The sequence below is a fragment of the Streptococcus ictaluri 707-05 genome, from assembly GCF_000188015.2.
Taxonomy (GTDB): Bacteria; Bacillota; Bacilli; order Lactobacillales; family Streptococcaceae; genus Streptococcus; species Streptococcus ictaluri.
The window spans coordinates 453,308-472,458 of record NZ_AEUX02000007.1 but is presented as its reverse complement, the minus strand read 5'-3'; the positions used below and the strand labels follow the sequence as shown (position 1 = coordinate 472,458).

The 19,151-nt window shown below is 41.5% G+C and carries 11 protein-coding genes and 2 pseudogenes; 10 read left to right on the top strand and 3 right to left on the bottom strand.

The annotated features are described in order from the left end of the window. Nucleotides 1-63 precede the first annotated feature (63 nt). Nucleotides 64-1,328: pseudogene (hutI, locus tag STRIC_RS10080) on the bottom strand (imidazolonepropionase). Between the two features lie 315 nt (nucleotides 1,329-1,643). On the opposite strand from hutI, the gene STRIC_RS10075 reads away from it, so the two are divergent. The 8 genes from STRIC_RS10075 to hutG all read left to right on the top strand — a co-directional run bounded on the left by STRIC_RS10075 (nucleotide 1,644) and on the right by hutG (nucleotide 11,718). After that, on the top strand, nucleotides 1,644-3,674 hold the full coding sequence (locus STRIC_RS10075) for a urocanate hydratase (RefSeq protein WP_008090159.1): 2,031 nt from the start codon (nucleotides 1,644-1,646) through the stop codon (nucleotides 3,672-3,674). A 56-nt stretch (nucleotides 3,675-3,730) separates the two neighbouring features. Continuing rightward, entirely contained in the window at nucleotides 3,731-4,630 is a 900-nt protein-coding gene (gene ftcD, locus STRIC_RS10070; RefSeq protein WP_008089817.1) for a glutamate formimidoyltransferase, read from the top strand. Between the two features lie 10 nt (nucleotides 4,631-4,640). Continuing rightward, entirely contained in the window at nucleotides 4,641-5,267 is a 627-nt protein-coding gene (locus tag STRIC_RS10065; protein ID WP_008089656.1) for a cyclodeaminase/cyclohydrolase family protein, read from the top strand. 18 nt (nucleotides 5,268-5,285) lie between these two features. After that, complete coding sequence (locus STRIC_RS10060) at nucleotides 5,286-6,938, top strand: formate--tetrahydrofolate ligase (protein ID WP_008089713.1); 1,653 nt, start codon at nucleotides 5,286-5,288, stop codon at nucleotides 6,936-6,938. Nucleotides 6,939-6,960: 22 nt separating this feature from the next. Continuing rightward, nucleotides 6,961-7,554 (top strand): HutD family protein, encoded by a 594-nt coding sequence (locus STRIC_RS10055; protein ID WP_008089902.1) that lies wholly within the window; start codon nucleotides 6,961-6,963, stop codon nucleotides 7,552-7,554. 136 nt (nucleotides 7,555-7,690) lie between these two features. Further along, on the top strand, nucleotides 7,691-9,034 hold the full coding sequence (locus STRIC_RS10050) for an APC family permease (protein WP_008089984.1): 1,344 nt from the start codon (nucleotides 7,691-7,693) through the stop codon (nucleotides 9,032-9,034). 11 nt (nucleotides 9,035-9,045) lie between these two features. Beyond that, nucleotides 9,046-10,590: a histidine ammonia-lyase gene (gene hutH / locus STRIC_RS10045; protein WP_008090107.1), complete on the top strand. Its 1,545-nt coding sequence runs from the start codon at nucleotides 9,046-9,048 to the stop codon at nucleotides 10,588-10,590. 138 nt (nucleotides 10,591-10,728) lie between these two features. After that, complete coding sequence (gene hutG, locus STRIC_RS10040; RefSeq protein WP_008090179.1) at nucleotides 10,729-11,718, top strand: formimidoylglutamase; 990 nt, start codon at nucleotides 10,729-10,731, stop codon at nucleotides 11,716-11,718. A 45-nt stretch (nucleotides 11,719-11,763) separates the two neighbouring features. Here the strand turns inward: hutG and STRIC_RS10035 are convergent. Continuing rightward, nucleotides 11,764-14,834 (bottom strand): annotated as a pseudogene (locus tag STRIC_RS10035) (AAA family ATPase). A gap of 316 nt (nucleotides 14,835-15,150) precedes the next feature. Between STRIC_RS10035 and rpsB the strand changes: the two are divergent. Continuing rightward, nucleotides 15,151-15,918, top strand: coding sequence for a 30S ribosomal protein S2 (gene rpsB / locus STRIC_RS10030; protein WP_008089754.1), 768 nt, complete (start codon nucleotides 15,151-15,153; stop codon nucleotides 15,916-15,918). Nucleotides 15,919-16,007: 89 nt separating this feature from the next. Further along, entirely contained in the window at nucleotides 16,008-17,048 is a 1,041-nt protein-coding gene (tsf, locus tag STRIC_RS10025; RefSeq protein ID WP_008089861.1) for a translation elongation factor Ts, read from the top strand. 101 nt (nucleotides 17,049-17,149) lie between these two features. On the opposite strand, the gene STRIC_RS10020 is transcribed toward tsf, so the two are convergent. Beyond that, nucleotides 17,150-19,048 (bottom strand): M13 family metallopeptidase, encoded by a 1,899-nt coding sequence (locus tag STRIC_RS10020; RefSeq protein WP_008090352.1) that lies wholly within the window; start codon nucleotides 19,046-19,048, stop codon nucleotides 17,150-17,152. Nucleotides 19,049-19,151 lie beyond the last annotated feature (103 nt).

Sequence of the window (19,151 nt, the reverse complement as noted above, 5' to 3'; positions counted from 1 at the left end):
AAAAAGAGCACTTCAGTCGAAGTGCTCTTTTAGTGTCTTAATGAGTCTCTTTTTCAAATTCTTTTAGACAATGCGTCCTTGATCAACTACTAAGCGACCTTTTTTATAGACTTGATGAATCAAGTTTGTGGCGAAGAAATAAAGCGGGTAATCACTATTTGGAGCGTCAAAGATTGCAATATCAGCTTCTTTTCCGACCTCTAAACTTCCTACACGATCTTGGCGATTGACTGAATAGGCAGCATTAATAGTAACCGCATTGAAGACTTCAATCGGAGTTAGGCGCAGCACGAAGCAGCCTAGTTGCATAACAAACTGCATATTTGCGGTTGGACATGATCCAGGGTTACTGTCTGTTGATAAGGTAATGGCCATCCCTGCGTCAATCATTTTACGAGCAGGAGCGTAGGTATCTTCCATTAAACTAAAGGTTGTAGCAGGTAGTAAATTCCCGATAACACCTGCTTGACTCATTTTGGCAATGCCTTCATCTGTCGCCATCATCAGATGCTCAGCACTGGTAGTTTCAAGCTCGGCTGCTACATCAACCCCACCGATCGATGCAATTTCATCTGCATGGATGCGCAATTTAAAGCCTAAGTCTTTGGCTTTTGCAAAAGATAGCGTGATTCATCTGCTGTAAAGACATTTTTCTCACAGAAAATATCACAGAATTCTGCCAATCCTTCTTCTTTCACTTTAGGTAACATCTCAGACACAATGGTATCAAGATAAGCTTTTGAATTGCCTTTGTATTCTTCTGGGATAGCATGGGCCGCCATAAAAATTGACCCCAAATCAATGGTGTGATCACGATCAAGTGCTGCTACAACGTCTAATTGACGCTTCTCTGTCTCCCAATCTAAACCATAACCACTTTTAGCCTCAACTGTCGTAACACCATGCAATAACATATAGTCTAACAGTCTTTTGGATTTTTGATACAAAGTGTCAAAATCGGCTGCACGAGTAGCTCTAACCGTGCTTAAAATACCGCCTCCTTGTGCTAAAATATCTAAGTAGGAAACCCCTGCTAGTTTTTGGGCAAATTCGTGCTCACGACTACCACCATACACCAAGTGCGTATGGCAATCAATAATACCAGGTGTCGCTAGCTTCCCTTCATAGGAGATTAGATCTGTTTCTGGTCCTATAAGCTCCTGGTTTGGTTCACCAGAACCCAGTGCCAGAATTTTCCCATCCTTGATAGCAACATAGGCATCCTCAATCACCTCTGCTTGTGCCATTTCTTCTCCAGCAAGGGGATGACCTGGGTCACGAGGTGTCAATAATTGATTAAAATGCATCAGTATTCGTTCAGCGACCATATAAAAACCTCCATGAAATCAAGAAACGTAATGTTGTTAGGCTCAAAGGATTTGTTAGGAAAACACCTTGTTCTTTGATAAACCTGTCATTCAACTGTTAAAACTAAGATACCAAAGCCAAGCTAAAAAGAACAGCATTTGCCTCTAGCTGACTCTTATCATGTCCCCATTCTATCCTCAAAGCGTCAAATTTTAGTCAAAAAATGACAAGAAGAGAAATTATCAATAGCATTTAACGATTTTTGCTCGGGGTGACTATTTATAGACTAGCTTAAGTTAGACTTAGGGGGAAATAAATTTTAGGAGGAATTTTCCATGTCATTTTACAGTGAAAATGAAATAGCAGCAGCTATGACTGTTAAATTGGATGATGTTTTACCTGAAAAGACTGTCTTTGAAGAAGGTATTCGTCGCGCACCAGACAGGGGCTTTCGTCTCAGTCAAGCTCAAACCGAAATTGCCTTAAAAAACGCCCTACGCTATGTGCCACAAAAATTCCATGAAGATGTCATTCCAGAGTTTCTGGAAGAACTCAAAACAAGGGGACGCATCTATGGTTACAGATGGCGTCCAAATGAAGGCATTTACGGCAAACCAATTGATGAGTATAAAGGAAATTGTACCGCCGCAAAAGCCATGCAAGTCATGATTGATAATAATCTTTCTTTTGATATTGCCCTTTACCCTTACGAATTAGTTACTTATGGGGAAACTGGTTCTGTTTGTGCCAATTGGATGCAGTATTGTTTGATTAAAAAATACCTAGAAGTCATGACAGAAGAACAGACTTTAGTCGTTGAATCCGGTCATCCGGTCGGTCTCTTCAAATCAAAAGCAAGTGCTCCGCGGGTTATTATCACCAATGGTCTTTTAGTTGGTGAATATGACAATATGAAAGATTGGGAAATTGCTGAAGAGATGGGGGTGACTAACTATGGTCAAATGACTGCTGGCGGTTGGATGTATATTGGACCTCAAGGGATTGTCCATGGTACCTTCAATACCCTCCTGAATGCGGGTCGCTTAAAACTTGGTGTCGCAGATGATGGTGATTTGACTGGAAAACTCTTCATCTCATCTGGTCTAGGCGGTATGAGTGGGGCTCAAGGTAAGGCTGCTGAGATTGCTAAAGCAGTTGCCATTGTAGCCGAGGTCGATCAATCCCGTATTGAGACCCGCCATTCACAAGGTTGGATCAGCCAAATCGCAGAAAGCCCAGAAGAAGCTGTTCAATTAGCTCAAAAAGCTATGGAAGATAAGGAGTCAACCTCAATTGCCTACCATGGTAATATCGTTGACTTGCTGGAATATGTTGATGAAAATAATATTCATGTTCATCTCTTGTCAGACCAAACCTCTTGTCATAATGTTTACGATGGCGGCTATTGTCCAGTTGATATTAGCTTTGAAGAACGAACTCGTCTCTTGGCAGAAGATAAGGACAGATTCCATAAATTGGTAGATGATACCTTAGCCCGTCACTTTGAAGCTACTAAGAGTTTAACTCAAAAAGGCACTTACTTCTTTGATTACGGCAATGCCTTTATGAAGGCTGTTTATGATTCAGGTATCAAGGACATTTCAAAAAATGGCAATGATGACAAAGACGGCTTTATCTGGCCTTCGTATGTCGAAGATATCATGGGACCTATGCTCTTTGACTATGGTTATGGGCCTTTCCGTTGGGTCTGTCTAAGTGGTAAACACGAAGACTTGGTAGCTACTGACAAAGCTGCCATGGAAGCTATCGATCCTGAACGCCGTTACCAAGACCGTGATAACTACAACTGGATTCGCGATGCTGAAAAAAATCAACTGGTAGTTGGTACCCAAGCGCGTATCCTTTATCAAGATTGTTTAGGGCGCGTCAATATTGCTCTTAAATTTAACGAACTCGTTCGTCAAGTCAAGATTGGTACTGTCATGATTGGTCGTGACCATCATGATGTATCTGGTACTGATTCACCATTCCGTGAAACATCCAATATCAAAGATGGTTCAAATGTCTGTGCGGATATGGCCGTTCAATGTTATGCCGGAAATGCTGCGCGTGGTATGAGTTTAGTTGCTCTCCACAATGGTGGCGGAACTGGTATTGGTAAGGCCATTAATGGTGGCTTTGGTCTGGTCCTTGATGGTAGTGAACGTATTGACGATATTATCAAATCAGCCATTGCTTGGGACACCATGGGGGGCGTTGCTAGACGTAACTGGGCACGTAATGAACATGCCATTGAAACCGCTATTGAGTACAATCGCCTCCATGCTGGTACTGATCACATCACCATCCCTTACCTAGCCAATGATGAGCTAGTCAGTGCCGCTGTTAAAAACCTATTTGACTAAAAACGAAGCAAAAAGGTTATCCTCTTGATAACTAACTTTCCCCAAAGGAGATTAAGATGGCAAAAATTGTTGAATGTATTCCAAATTTTTCAGAAGGTCGTAACCAAGACGTCATTGATGGCCTTGTTAAAACTGCCAAAAGTGTCGCTGGTGTAACACTACTCGATTATTCGTCAGACGCTAGTCACAACCGTAGTGTATTTACCTTGGTTAGTGATGAAGAATCAATCCAAGAAGTCGCTTTTCAGTTAGTGAAATACGCTTCTGAAAATATCGATATGACCAAACATCACGGAGAACACCCTCGTATGGGAGCAACTGATGTCTGCCCATTTGTGCCAATCAAAGACATTACGACACAAGAGTGTGTCGAGATTTCTAAACAAGTAGCAGAGCGCATTAACCGTGAATTAGGGATTCCAATCTTCCTCTACGAAGACTCTTCCTCACGTCCAGAGCGTCAAAACTTAGCCAAAGTCCGTAAAGGGCAATTCGAAGGCATGCCTGAAAAACTCTTAGAAGAAGACTGGGCACCTGATTATGGCGACCGCAAAATTCACCCTACTGCTGGTGTGACAGCTGTTGGAGCACGTATGCCTCTGGTTGCTTTCAATGTCAACTTAGATACCAACAATGTGGAAGTGGCTAAAAATATTGCCAAAATAATCCGTGGATCATCAGGTGGCTATAAATATTGTAAAGGAATCGGCCTCATGCTTGAAGACCGCAACATTGCTCAAGTCTCAATGAATATGGTCAATTTTGAAAAATGTTCCCTTTATCGCACCTTTGAAACCATCAAATTTGAAGCACGTCGCTACGGTGTGAATGTTATTGGTTCTGAAATCATCGGCTTAGCACCTGCTAAAGCCTTAGTAGATGTGGCTGAATACTATTTACAGGTAGAAGACTTTGATTACCACAAACAAGTGTTAGAAAACAATTTATTAGGCTAGGGGGTGTCTTATGGGATTAGTTGATTTAAGTTTGACGGATTTTGCTAAGGTACTTGGCTCAGATGCGCCAGCTCCTGGAGGCGGATCTGCTGCTGCACTATCCGGTGCCAACGGCATTTCTTTAACCAAAATGGTTTGTGAATTGACGCTTGGCAAGAAAAAGTATGCCGACTATCAAGACATTATTGAAGACCTTCACACCAAAAGTAGTCGCTTGCAACAGGACTTATTAGATGCCATTGACAAGGATACAGAAGCTTTTAATCTGGTCTCTGCTGTCTTTGACATGCCAAAAGAAACAGATGAGGATAAGCTGGCTCATAAAGAAGCCATGCAAAGTGCTCTAAAAGAAGCTGCCAAATCCCCCTTACAGATGATGAACTTGATGTTAGAAGCTCTTGAAACTACCAAAGCTGCCGTTGGAAAATCAAACACCAATGCCGCTAGTGACTTAGGAGTTGCTGCGCTTTCCTTAAAAGCTGGCTTACAAGGAGCCTGGCTCAATGTTTTGATTAACTTATCAGGCATCAAAGACCAGGAATTTGTCTCTGATTATCAGCACCAAGGGCAAACTCTATTAGACAAGGGCTGTCACTTAGCCGATCAGATTTATGAAGAGATCCTTGGAATGGTTTAATGATGTAAAGGAGCAAACATGGTGTTATCAGATATTGACATTGCCAATTCAGTTGAAATGAGCCCTATTACAGATGTGGCTCAATCCATTGGTATTGAAGAGGATGCCTTAACCCTCTATGGAAAATATAAGGCAAAAATTGATGCCCGACAATTAGCTAAGTTAAAAGAGAAAAAAGATGGTAAATTAATCTTAGTCACTGCCATCTCCCCAACGCCAGCTGGTGAAGGTAAAACAACCACTTCCGTTGGCTTAGTAGATGCGCTTTCTGCCATTGGCAAGAAGGCTGTCATCGCCTTACGTGAACCCTCTTTAGGTCCCGTCTTTGGGATTAAAGGAGGTGCTGCAGGTGGTGGTCACGCGCAGGTAGTACCCATGGAAGATATTAACCTTCACTTTACAGGAGATTTCCATGCCATCGGAGTTGCCAACAATCTCTTAGCGGCTCTTATTGACAATCACATTCACCACGGTAATGCCTTAGGCATTGATTCCAGACGCATCACTTGGAAGCGTGTGGTGGATATGAATGATCGCCAGTTGCGTCATATTGTCAATGGGCTACAAGGTAAGGTCAACGGTGTTCCACGTGAAGATGGCTACGACATTACGGTCGCTTCTGAAATCATGGCTATACTTTGCCTGTCTGAAACAATCACAGACCTGAAAGGACGCCTTGAAAAAATCATCATCGGTTATAATTTCCAAGGAGAGCCTGTCACTGCTAAAGCCCTCAAAGCTGGTGGTGCCTTAGCAGCTCTTCTTAAAGATGCGATTCACCCTAACCTTGTCCAAACCTTGGAACACACACCTGCTATTATTCACGGTGGCCCATTTGCTAATATCGCTCATGGCTGTAATAGTATCCTAGCCACCAAATTAGCTCTAAAATACGGAGATTATGCAGTTACAGAAGCTGGCTTTGGTGCAGATTTGGGTGCTGAAAAATTCATTGACATCAAATGTCGCATGTCTGGACTTCGCCCATCTGCTGTAGTCTTAGTGGCTACTATCCGTGCCCTTAAGATGCATGGCGGTGTGCCAAAAGCAGACCTAGCTACTGAAAATGTTCAGGCTGTTATAGATGGTCTTCCTAATCTAGACAAACACTTGGCTAACATCCAAGAAGTCTATAGGCTTCCAGTAGTTGTTGCCATTAACAAATTCCCCTTAGATACCGAGGCTGAATTAGAGGCTGTCTATGCTGCTTGTCAAAAACGCGATGTTGATGTGGTTATCTCAGACGTTTGGGCAAATGGCGGCGCTGGTGGTCGTGAACTAGCTGACCAAGACAACCACTTTAGCTTTGTTTACCATGAAAATGATAGTATTGAAACCAAGCTTACTAAAATTGTCACTAAAGTCTATGGCGGAAAAGGTATCAGTCTAACCCCTGCGGCCAAGCGAGAAATGGCTGAATTAGAAAAACTCGGTTTTGGCAACTATCCCATTTGTATGGCTAAGACCCAGTATTCCTTCTCAGATGATGCCAAACGCTTAGGTGCACCAAAAGATTTCACCCTTAAAATCAGTAATCTGAAGGTATCTGCCGGTGCTGGATTTATCGTTGCTCTAACAGGTGCTATCATGACCATGCCTGGTCTTCCTAAGGTACCTGCCAGTGAAAAAATAGATATCGATGAGGAGAGTAATATCACAGGATTGTTCTAAAATTAAGACGAGGAGATAGGAAATGATTGATATCAGCCTAATAAGACCATCTGATTATGTCCAATCTGACTGGTCCGGAGGAAAAACCACTCAACTTTACCTCTACCCAGAAAAGGGGCATTATAAGCCAGGTCATTTCGCTTATCGTCTCTCTACTGCCACTGTCGCCCTTAGGCAAACCACCTTTACCCTCTTAGAGGATTACCACCGACTCTTGATGCCTTTAGATAAAACCATTATCTTAAGTGATCTCAGTCACTCAAAAGAGATTTCCCTAGCTCCCTTTGAAAGTTACGCTTTTGAAGGCAGTTCACGAATGGTTAGCCGAGGCACCTGCCAAGACGTTAACCTCATCTATGATGATCATTACAAAGGACAGTTAAAAGCCATTTGGCAGGCAGATGACATAGAGGAATCTAGCGCTCATATCCATTTGATTTACGCGCTAGAAGATATTGAGATCAAACTGGAAAACCAGCAACAGATAACCTTACCTCACAAACACCTATTAGTCCTTAAAGACAATCAACAAAAGACAAACTGGCACATGTCCCAAAAAGGCAAGACCTACCAAAAACCATTGGCTATTTGGACAGAACTCTGGGAAACCCTATGATAGGAGAGAACCTCTCTTATCATAGGTTAATTTCTCACTTATTAGCACCTATTAGGAAAACATGACACATCGCTTCTTTATGCCTTCTTGTCACTTATAAGTGACCAAGGTAATTGATACAAAAAGGAGAGCTTTTATGGCGTCTAATCACATGAACGAACAAGAAAGAGAACAAGCAAAATTTAGCTTGAGCGGTGCAACATTGTATGGTATCAATGCTGTCATCGGCTCTGGAATCTTTCTATTACCCCAAGCTATCTATAAGGGGCTTGGACCTGCTGCAATTGCTGTTATGTTTGGAACAGCAATCTTAACAATCATGTTAGCTGTCTGTTTTGCGGAAGTTTCTGGCTATTTTGGGAAAAATGGCGGAGCTTTCCAATACTCAAAACGTGCATTTGGAGATTTCGTTGGCTTTAACGTGGGTATCTTAGGCTGGGCTGTTACCATATTTGCTTGGGCAGCCATGGCAGCTGGATTTGCCAAAATGTTTATCATTACTTTCCCATCTTTTGAAGGAAAAAATATCCCGCTTAGTATAGGCCTAGTCATCTTATTATCCCTAATGAATATTGCTGGGTTAAAGACTTCCAAAATCTTTACCATTACGGCTACGATTGCAAAATTAATTCCTATTGTTGCTTTTTCCATCTGTACCCTCTTCTTTATTAAAAATGGTCTGCCTAACTTTACACCCTTTGTACAGTTAGAAGAAGGAATGGATTTGTTAGGGGCTATCTCTAATACTGCCGTTTACATTTTCTATGGATTTATCGGTTTTGAAACCCTCTCTATTGTCGCTGGCGAGATGCGTGATCCCGAAAAGAATGTGCCTCGTGCTATCCTTGGTTCCATCAGTATCGTGTCCATCTTATACATGTTAATTATTGCAGGTACCATCGCAATGCTTGGTCCTACAATCATGATGAGTAACGCTCCCGTTCAGGATGCCTTTATGAAAATGATTGGCCCTGCGGGTGCTTGGATGGTCTCAATCGGTGCGCTAATTTCCATTACAGGACTTAACTTGGGAGAGTCTATCATGGTTCCTCGCTACGGTGCTGCTATCGCTGACGAAGGGCTATTACCAGCAGCTATTGCTAAGAAAAATCGAAATGGGGCTCCATTAGTTGCCATTGCCATTTCAAGCACTATTGCCATCATCCTTCTTTTGACAGGATCCTTTGAACATTTAGCAACTCTCAGCGTTGGCTTTCGTTTCTTCCAATACATTCCAACTGCTCTTGCCGTTATGAAATTACGCAAAGAAGAACCAGAAGCAAAAGTTGTTTTTAGAGTACCTTTTGGTCCTGTTATCCCTTGGATTGCTGTCATCATTAGTTTATTGATGATTTGGGGTGATAACCCCAAAAACTTTATCTATGGTGCCGTTGGTGTCGCTATAGCAAGTAGCATTTATTTCCTCATGTATGGTCGAAAAAAAAGATCTCAACCTTTTCCACCTGAAGAAAGAATATAGGAGAATAAACCATGACAAAAATCATTCATTTAGATGGTAATAGTTTAAGGCTTGAAGATGTTGTAGCTGTAGCGCGTGATGGTGTCACCTGTCACATTGCTGAAGCTGCCAAAGAAGATGTTAAAGCCTCACGGCAAATTGTTGATGATATTGTCCGTGACAAACGTGTGGTCTATGGTATCAATACAGGATTTGGCTCTCTGTGTAACGTCAGTATCTCACCAGAAGATACTGTCCAACTCCAAGAAAACTTAATTCGTACTCATGCGAGTGGCTTTGGTGACCCATTGCCAGAAGACGCCGTGCGTGCTATCATGCTTATCCGTATCAATTCCTTAGTCAAAGGCTTCTCTGGCATTCGTTTATCAACCATCGAGACACTTCTTGACATGTTAAATAAAGGGGTGCACCCTTATATTCCTGAAAAAGGCTCGCTAGGGGCCTCGGGAGATTTAGCACCTCTTGCTCATATGGTTCTCCCTATGTTAGGACTTGGAAAAGCATACTATGAAGGGCAACTCCTATCAGGAAAAGAAGCCATGGACAAGGCAGGGATTGCATGCATTGATTTGGCGGCTAAAGAAGGCCTCGCCCTCATTAATGGCACCACTACCGTCCTAACTGGTATCGGTGCCCTAGCCACCTATGATGCTATCCAGTTGCTGAAATTATCTGACTTGGCTGGCACCTTGTCTTTAGAAGTTCATAACGGTATTACCAGTCCATTTGAAGAAAAACTTCATACCATTCGTCCACAAAGCGGTCAGTTAGCAACGGCACGTAATATTCGTCACCTGCTTGAAGGTAGCCAAAACACAACCCTTGCTACTCAAGAGCGTGTTCAAGACCCTTACACCCTTCGTTGCATTCCTCAAATTCACGGGGCAAGTAAAGACAGCATTGCCTACGTCAAAACCAAGGTTGAAATTGAAATCAATTCTGTCACCGATAACCCTATTATCTGTAAAGATGGTCACGTGATTTCAGGTGGTAACTTCCACGGTGAACCAATGGCACAGCCTTTTGATTTCCTTGGTATCGCTATTTCTGAGATCGGAAACGTGTCAGAACGTCGCGTGGAACGCTTAGTCAATAGTCAGTTAAGCAAGTTGCCATCCTTCCTAGTCAAACATCCTGGCCTAAATTCAGGCTTTATGATTACCCAATATGCCTGCGCATCACTAGCTTCTGAAAACAAGGTGCTCTCTCACCCTGCTAGTGTGGATTCGATTCCGTCTTGTGAAAACCAAGAAGATTTTGTCAGCATGGGCACAACTGCAGCTCGTAAAGCAGGTGAAATCCTTAAGAATTCTCGCCGCATCGTTGCCACTGAAATCATGGCAGCCTGCCAAGTTTTGGATCTCAAAACGAATCAGCAAGCCCTTGGAAAAGGAACTCAAATCGCTTATGACTTCTTCCGTCAACAGGTCAACTTTATTGACCACGATAAAGATATTGAAATCTATGAGGAACTCAACAAGGCTTCCCAAGTCATTGAAAACCCTGACTTCCTCGCTGCTGTGGAAAACGCTGTCGACCTATCTATTCAATTTTAATAATCCCTATGAGGCAGTAGAAGCTGACTGAGTCGCCTCAGCTTCTACTCTTTTTTCATTCTATTTCTTAGCAAAAACCTAAAAAGAGTTGACTCTCTTATTCTTTTTGCTATGATAAACCTAAAAGGAGATGATAACATGTTAGAAGATTACTACCCTGTCAGTACCATCTACTATCATGGGGGTATCGATGACGACTTATATACAGCCAAATGGGGAATGGTCATGACCTTCTTAGACCTTAATGACCCTAGCTTAACTCCCTTTGAAGGGACACATTTTGCTTTAATTGGATTTAAAAGTGACAAAGGGGTTTACATCAATAACGGTCGTGTGGGAGCTGTGGAAAGCCCCGCTGCCATTCGTAGCCAGTTAGCCAAATTCCCTTGGCACCTAGGCAGTCAGGTCAATGTTTATGATGTTGGAAACATTGATGGGCCAAACAGATCCCTGCAAGAATTGCAAGCCAGCTTATCAAAAGCCATTCAACGCATGAGAGAGCTAAACCTGCGTCCCATCGTACTTGGAGGTGGACACGAAACCGCCTATGGCCATTACTCTGGACTGCTAGCTTCATTGCCAGAAGAAGATAAAGAGTTAGCTGTTATCAATCTGGACGCTCATTTTGATTTACGTCCTTATGATCAAAATGGCCCCAACTCCGGCACAGGATTTAGGCAAATGTTTGACGATGCGGTTGCGAGTGACAGACTCTTTAAATACTTGGTCTTAGGGATTCAAGAGCATAATAATAATCTCTTTCTCTTTGATTTTGTTGCCAAATCTAAAGGCATCGCCTTTTTAACTGGCCAAGATATCTACAAATTGGGCTATCAAAAAGTCTGTCAAATCATTGATCATTTTTTAGAAGGGCAAAAGCAGGTCTACTTAACCATTGACATGGATTGCTTTGCGGTGGGAGCTGCTCCTGGTGTCAGCGCCATTCAGTCTCTAGGGGTTGATCCTAACCTAGCTGTTTTGGTTTTACAACATATTGCAGCCAGTGGCAAACTCTTGGGATTTGACATTGTGGAAGTGTCTCCTCCTCACGATATCGATCATCACACCGCAAATCTTGCCGCAACTTTTATTTTCTATTTGGTGCAAATTATGGCACAGCACCCATAAAAAAAGGCCCTTCTGTTAGTAAACAGAAGGGCCTTTTTGATAGATTTATGACGATAAAAGTTTTTGGGCTAACCTGTCTAGTTCTTTGATAAGTAATTTGTCCCGATAAGGATTGAGATAAGTTTTAGCTCTTTCATAATAATAATCAAAACGCTTATCAAGCAGTTGGCTTAAAGATGATAACTCTTCCTTTGTTAGAAAATGATTTTCTAAGATTAAGTGAGACTTAACCTTAGCCATAACATAAAACACCATCCCCTTATCTCTCGGATTACTATAACGATTAATAAAACTTTCCTGATGAGTTAACAAATCAATAATAGCTTGATAACGGCCATTCCCCCAATCAATAAGTCCTAGATACATCTCTAACTGGGTTTCTTTCCAAGGATGAACGTGATTTTTCAAGGCCTCTTTAGCTAGTTTTAAGAACCGCTCTGACTTTTTAGTGTCGCCTAAGTAATAATAAGAAATCCCTAGCCCAATATAAAAGACACTTACCGATAATTCTGCTGGCTTATTAGCTGTCAGAGAAATAGCTTCTTTTTGAAGAAGAATAGCTTCTTGAAATCGTCCTTTCATCTGCTCCATTTCAGCTAAATAATCTAAAGCCGCCGCAATTTGAATAGCATACTTATTTTGCAAAGCTGGTCTAACCCTGAAGAATTGAATTGACTGATGAATCAATCGCTCTGCTTCTTCTAAGTCACCGTCAATCAGATGGTAGAGGCCTTTTAATCGTAAATTAATGGTAATGGCTTCAAAATTATTAGCCTCTACAGCAGCATCTAAAGACAGTTCCGTGTAATAGTGCATCTCAGGCTTGTTTTCAACCTGAATACAGTAATGAATGAGCTGGCGATATCCCTCCAAGAGAAAAGAAGTTAAATTGAGTTCCCTAGCTAAGGAAATGACTTTTTGAATATGTTTTATCCCATCTTGGTAACGTCCTGATCGGATATCATAGCGCCCCTCTAAATAAGAAAAGCGAATCATAAGCTGCTGAAAATCACGACTATTCTCATAATTAGCTTCCAAGTCTTGAATGCTTTTACGAATTGTCTTAAATTGTTTTTCCAAGAGCAGATGATTCTCACACTCCGTTTTTTCTACCAAACCTAGTCTCTTAGAGTATATCGGGAAGAGTTCGTGCTGAAACTGTAACGTAGCATCTAAGTAATTTAAGCGGTACTCTAATGCCTTAATCACCTGACGGGAGCGCTGATAGTGATAGGCAATTTCTTCTAACAGCTGTGGAGAATTGGTCAATAGAGGTAATAATTCTTCCAATCGCTTAGCAATTTGCCCATGTAGGAGCCGTCGTTTAGCCAAGGACAAACGGTCATAACTGTAAAGCTGAATAATCCTTTGGTGAAAAGATACCATGACCTCATCTCCTTGGCTTTTCTCCACTAAAATATAGAAATGAGACAAGCCATCAACAATATCAATCACTTCTTCCAAAGGTAATTGCATGATTTGGGCGAGAGTGTTTAACGCCACAGCTTCTCTGCAACAAGACAAATAATTGAGAAGTTCGTCATCTCGGCTACTCAAATTGGCCAATTTCAAGCCTAATTTTGCCTTGATTGCTGGCGTCAAAGGCTCAAATTTTTCATTTCTCAACAAAGCCTGTGTGTATTCTGATAAGAAAAAAGGTATCCCTTGACTTGCCTGATAAAGGTGCCCTTTTTCCTCTTGACTGATGGTTCTTTGTCCCAGTTGAGTCTGAATAAAGGCAAAACTCTCTTCTTGGCTGAAAGGTTCTAGATGAATGGTTTCTAGTCGTTCTTGGTTTTGTAATCCATTTAAAAAAACAGCCAATTGAGGGGTAGTTCCCAAATGTTTGGTCAACACAAAGGCAATGGGATAATGAGTCAACTGATTCATCACCCGTTGCAAAAGGGTTAAACTATCTTCGTCCATCCAATGACAATCTTCAATTAAAATCACTAACCCTTTAATATCTGCCAAGTGTTGGAAAATATCAACAATAAAGGAAACCAACAAACTCATTTGATCTTTCACAAAGGGGTGATTAGGTTTTTGATGAAAAGCTGTTAAACGTGGAAAACATTGGCGCAAGGCAGCTTTCCAATCCTCTGTAGTCAATAAGCGATGCTCAATAACCAAGGCACCTAGCTCATCTAAAATGCTTCGCCAAGGCAAGAGAGAATCCATGGCTTCTTCTCGAAAACAATTAGCCGTTATGATGTGGCATTTTTGGGTTTGATTGGCTAAAACTTGTCTGGCTAGTGTACGCTTCCCAACACCTGTGTCTCCAATCAAGACCAAGGCACCCACTTGCCGGTAAGCCAGACAATTGGCAAAGTAGGTTTCTAATTGTTTAATTTCATCGATTCGCCCTAAAAAATGCGTTCTATTGTGTAAAAACTGTTTCAGTTTTCGGTCATTACGGTCTTTGGCAACCACCTCTTGATAGATTTGTTGGCTCTTAGGGCTGGGCTGAATCCCTAATTCCTTATCAAAAAGGTTGGACAGTTGATAATAGGTTTCAATGACCTTACTAGAACGGTTGCTTTCTTGGTATAACCTCATCAGGAGCTGATAGTTTTTTCCTCAAACTCATCTCGTTCAATAAGCTGCTTTAAGTGTTCTTCAGTGTCTTCAACCGCATCGGCAGCCATGCCCTCTTCAATTTTTTGGTAAGAGGTCTTCAGGTAAAGTTGTTCGCACTGCAAGCGAACCTTAGCTAGCCACAACTCAAAAGCCTCACCACTCTTTAAATAAAAGCCTTGTAAGAATTCTCCTTGATATAAGGAAAGATGAGTCTTTGGTGAAGCTAAAAAACTCAAGATATCACTACTGATAGCTATCTCAGGATTTAAGGTTAATAGGTTACGATTAGGACAAATAATGAGATCCGCATCCAGTGCTTTATTGACTTGATAAATGGTATTACGCAGGTTTTTCTTAGCAACCTGTGTTTTTTTATTTTCCCACAACAAGCTAGCGGCTGTTTCACGATCAACAGTTCCATTAACAGCAAGATAATAGAGGAGGGCGTTTACTTTAGCAAAAGAAAAAAATTGTTCTTCTCCATTAAGAAAAATCCGGGGTATGCCAAGCAATTGAAATCTAATATCTTTCATTATGAAAACGCCTCCAAAACTTAGTCAAGTTCACTATATCTTAAATAAAACGATTTGGCAAGTGCCACCCAAAATGACCAAAAGCTTGTCTTCACACTTCCCAATAAACAAAGAAATACGTAATGCACGTGATTTCCCTCAAAAATAAGGTAATCCATAGCATTTCTCCTTGCTTTTGTGACTTTTTTTTGATAGAATGTTAAAGTCGTGTAGACGGCAAATACTCATCCCAGGCCGATTGTGGTTCTGTTGCCGCAAGGTTGAACTGCGAGTCAACGTCTAGGAGAGGAAAAAACATTTTATAAAGGAGAAACTACTCATGGCAGTAATTTCAATGAAACAACTTCTTGAGGCTGGTGTTCACTTTGGTCACCAAACTCGTCGCTGGAACCCTAAGATGGCTAAATACATCTTTACAGAACGTAACGGTATCCACGTTATCGACTTACAACAAACTGTTAAATTAGCTGACCAAGCTTACGAATTCGTTCGTGACGCTGCAGCAAATGACGCTGTTATCTTGTTCGTTGGTACTAAAAAACAAGCTGCTGAAGCTGTTGCAGACGAAGCAACTCGTGCTGGTCAATACTTCATCAACCACCGTTGGTTGGGTGGAACTCTTACTAACTGGGGAACAATCCAAAAACGTATCGCTCGTTTGAAAGAAATCAAACGTATGGAAGAAGAAGGAACTTTTGAAGTTCTTCCTAAGAAAGAAGTTGCACTTCTTAACAAACAACGTGCACGTCTTGAAAAATTCTTAGGCGGTATCGAAGATATGCCTCGTATCCCAGACGTAATGTACGTTGTTGACCCACATAAAGAACAAATCGCTGTTAAAGAAGCTAAAAAACTTGGTATTCCAGTTGTAGCTATGGTTGATACAAATGCTGATCCAGATGATATCGATGTTATCATCCCAGCTAACGATGACGCTATCCGCGCCGTTAAATTGATCACTGCTAAATTAGCTGATGCTGTTATCGAAGGCCGTCAAGGTGAAGATGCAGACGTTGATTTCGCATCAGAAGCTAAAGCTGATTCAATCGAAGAAATCGTTGAAGTTGTAGAAGGTTCAAACGACTAAGAAAACCCTTTGACAATTAAACTCTAAACGGGGCAGAATGCAAACCGCTCTGTCTCGTTTTTATTATCAAAAATCAAGGAGATATAAAAATGGCAGAAATTACAGCTAAACTTGTTAAAGAATTACGTGAAAAATCTGGTGCCGGCGTTATGGACGCTAAAAAAGCACTTGTTGAAACTGACGGAGACATGGACAAAGCCGTTGAATTACTTCGTGAAAAAGGTATGGCTAAAGCAGCTAAGAAAGCTGACCGTGTTGCCGCTGAAGGTTTAACAGGTGTTTATGTTAACGGTAACGTTGCTGCTGTTGTTGAAGTTAACGCTGAAACAGACTTCGTTGCTAAAAACGCTCAATTCGTTGAATTGGTTAACGAAACAGCTAAAGTTATCGCTGAAGGCAAACCAGCTAACAACGATGAAGCTCTTGCACTTGTAATGCCTTCAGGTGAAACTCTTGCTGAAGCTTACGTTAACGCAACTGCTACTATCGGTGAGAAAATCTCATTCCGTCGTTTTGCTTTGATTGAAAAAACAGATGAGCAACACTTCGGTGCTTACCAACATAACGGTGGCCGTATCGGTGTTATCACTGTTATCGAAGGTGGCGACGACACACTTGCTAAACAAGTATCAATGCACGTTGCTGCGATGAAACCAACTGTTCTTTCATACACTGAGCTTGCCCCACAATTCATCAAAGATGAGTTGGCACAATTGAACCACGCTATCGAACTTGACAACGAGTCACGTGCAATGGTTGACAAACCAGCACTTCCATTCTTAGCATACGGTTCAAAAGCTGAATTGACTGAAGAAACAATTGCCAAAGCTGAAGAAGCTATCAAAGATGAACTAGCTGCTGAAGGCAAACCAGAAAAAATCTGGGACAAAATCATCCCAGGTAAAATGGATCGCTTCATGCTTGACAACACTAAAGTTGACCAAGCTTACACACTTCTTGCACAAGTCTACATCATGGACGACAGCAAAACAGTTGAAGCTTACCTTGACTCAGTAAATGCTAAAGCAATCACATTTGCTCGCTTTGAAGTTGGTGAAGGTATCGAGAAAAAATCTAACGATTTTGAATCAGAAGTTGCTGCTACTATGGCTGCTGCTCTCAACAACTAATTTCTATGACAACTACCCTTCTTTACAAGGGTAGTTTTTTTAAAACATGCAAATAAAAAAGCTAGGAATTTTTTCCTAGCTTTTCTTTTTTAATGACGGATTTACCAAATGATCACCCGATCTTCTGGTGCTCTCCACATAGGATCACCTTCTTTGATATCAAAGGTTTTGTGGAACTCGTCAAAGTTTGTCAAGGTCACGTTAGTGCGCCATTCACCCGGCGCATGGACATCAATACTTGCCATCATTTGCATGAATTCATCACGCGCCTTCATGCGCCAAATGGTAGCAAAATTGATAAAGAAATCACGCGCTGAAAAATCAGCTTCTGATTGAGCTGCTTCTAAAGCACAAGCCACACCACCCAAGTCAGCGACATTTTCTGAGACGGTTAACTTGCCATTGACCTTAGCACCATAAGAATCAAGCCCATCAAACTGAGCTACTACTTTGTCTGTACGCTCTTTAAAGGCTTCGTAATCAGCCTCTGTCCACCAATCATTTAAGCTACCATTATCATCAAAGGAAGCCCCATTAGTATCAAAAGCGTGGGAAATTTCATGCGCAATAACAGCTCCAATTCCACCATAATTAGCTGACGAAGACTGTTCTAAAGCATAGAATGGCGCTTGTAAAATGGCTGCTGGGAAGACAATCTGGTTTTGTTGCGGATCATAATAAGCATTGACCATATGAGCAGGCATATGCCATTCACTACGATCGACCGGCTTATTCCATTTGCTCCAGCTATGGGCGATCGCAATTTTCGCCAAATTTTGGGCATTCTCAACCAAAGAAAGCTCGCTATCAATGATTTTTTTAGCATAAGTTTCTGGTAATTTTTCAGGATAACCAATGTGTGGTGTAATGACATTGAGTTTCACAATAGCTTTTTCACGTGTCGCAGGGGCTAACCAGTCAGCTGTTTCAAGACGTGACTTGTACACCTCAATCATCTTAGCAACTTTATGCTCTACATCTGCCTTAGCTTCTGGAGAAAAGCGCTGACTAGCGTACCAAAGTCCAAGAGCTTGATTAAATGGTCCTTGAGCTAAGTAAAAGGCTGTTTTTTTCTTGTCCATTGCTTGGGGCGTTCCTGAAAGAGCCCGCGAATAAGCGCCTGATTCCACACGAATAGCATCAGTCAAATAAGCATTGTAGGCATTAGCTGCATCCAAAATCAGATTAGCCTTTAACAGCTCCCAGTTTTCTTCTGAATAGTAGTGAGCTGCAAAGTCTGTCCAAAAACGCTCTTCTGGAACAATAACCTTATCAGGAACTTGACCTAAAATAGCTTCAAAAATAGCTTCAAAAGGCATTTCTGGTGCTAACTTGGTAAATGCTTCCCAAGTGTAGGGATGATAAAGCTTCACATATTCAGAAGATTCTTCACGAGATAAAACGTATTTTGCCACTTGCTTATCAAGCTGGATCACCTTGTCCAATAGGTCTTGAATAGTTTCAGGAGAAAAGCCAAATTGTGGTAAGAGTTTTTCCTGAGATTGGCGCCAAATCTGACGGAGTTCTTCTGCCTTTTCATGCCCTTCTTCATAATAACTCGTATCTAGCAAAAGAATGCTTGGGGCATAGGACCAAAGAACATTTATCTGGGCATTCATAAAATCAGGATCTACACCAAATGGAAAGTCATTCGGTAGACCAGCCATCTCAAACTCAGCAATATGCTCTGCAAACTCAGCGAATGAGCCTAACTCTTGATAACGCTCAATCAAGGGAAGAACTGGTGCTACTCCTACTTGATCACGCTTATCATAATCTGCCACTAAATGGTGGAACTTAATAAAGTTTTCTAAAATAGCATCCTGTGGTAGGTCTTGACCGGCTAACCAAGCATCTGTTGTGCTTAACATCAACGTTTCAATCTCATCAGCTAAATCTGAAAAGCCACCTGTACGGGGTTTATCATCTGGAATGACAGCTGTTTGTGCCCAGGCACCATTGACAGCTTGGTAAAAATCTTCTTGGTAGGTTTTTGTCATTAAAAGCTCCTTCTCTCACTTCATTTAGAAAAAATCTTTTCTAGTGTATTACCTCCCATTGTAGCAAAAAATAAGTAGAAATGGGCAATCCAAACCAATCTTA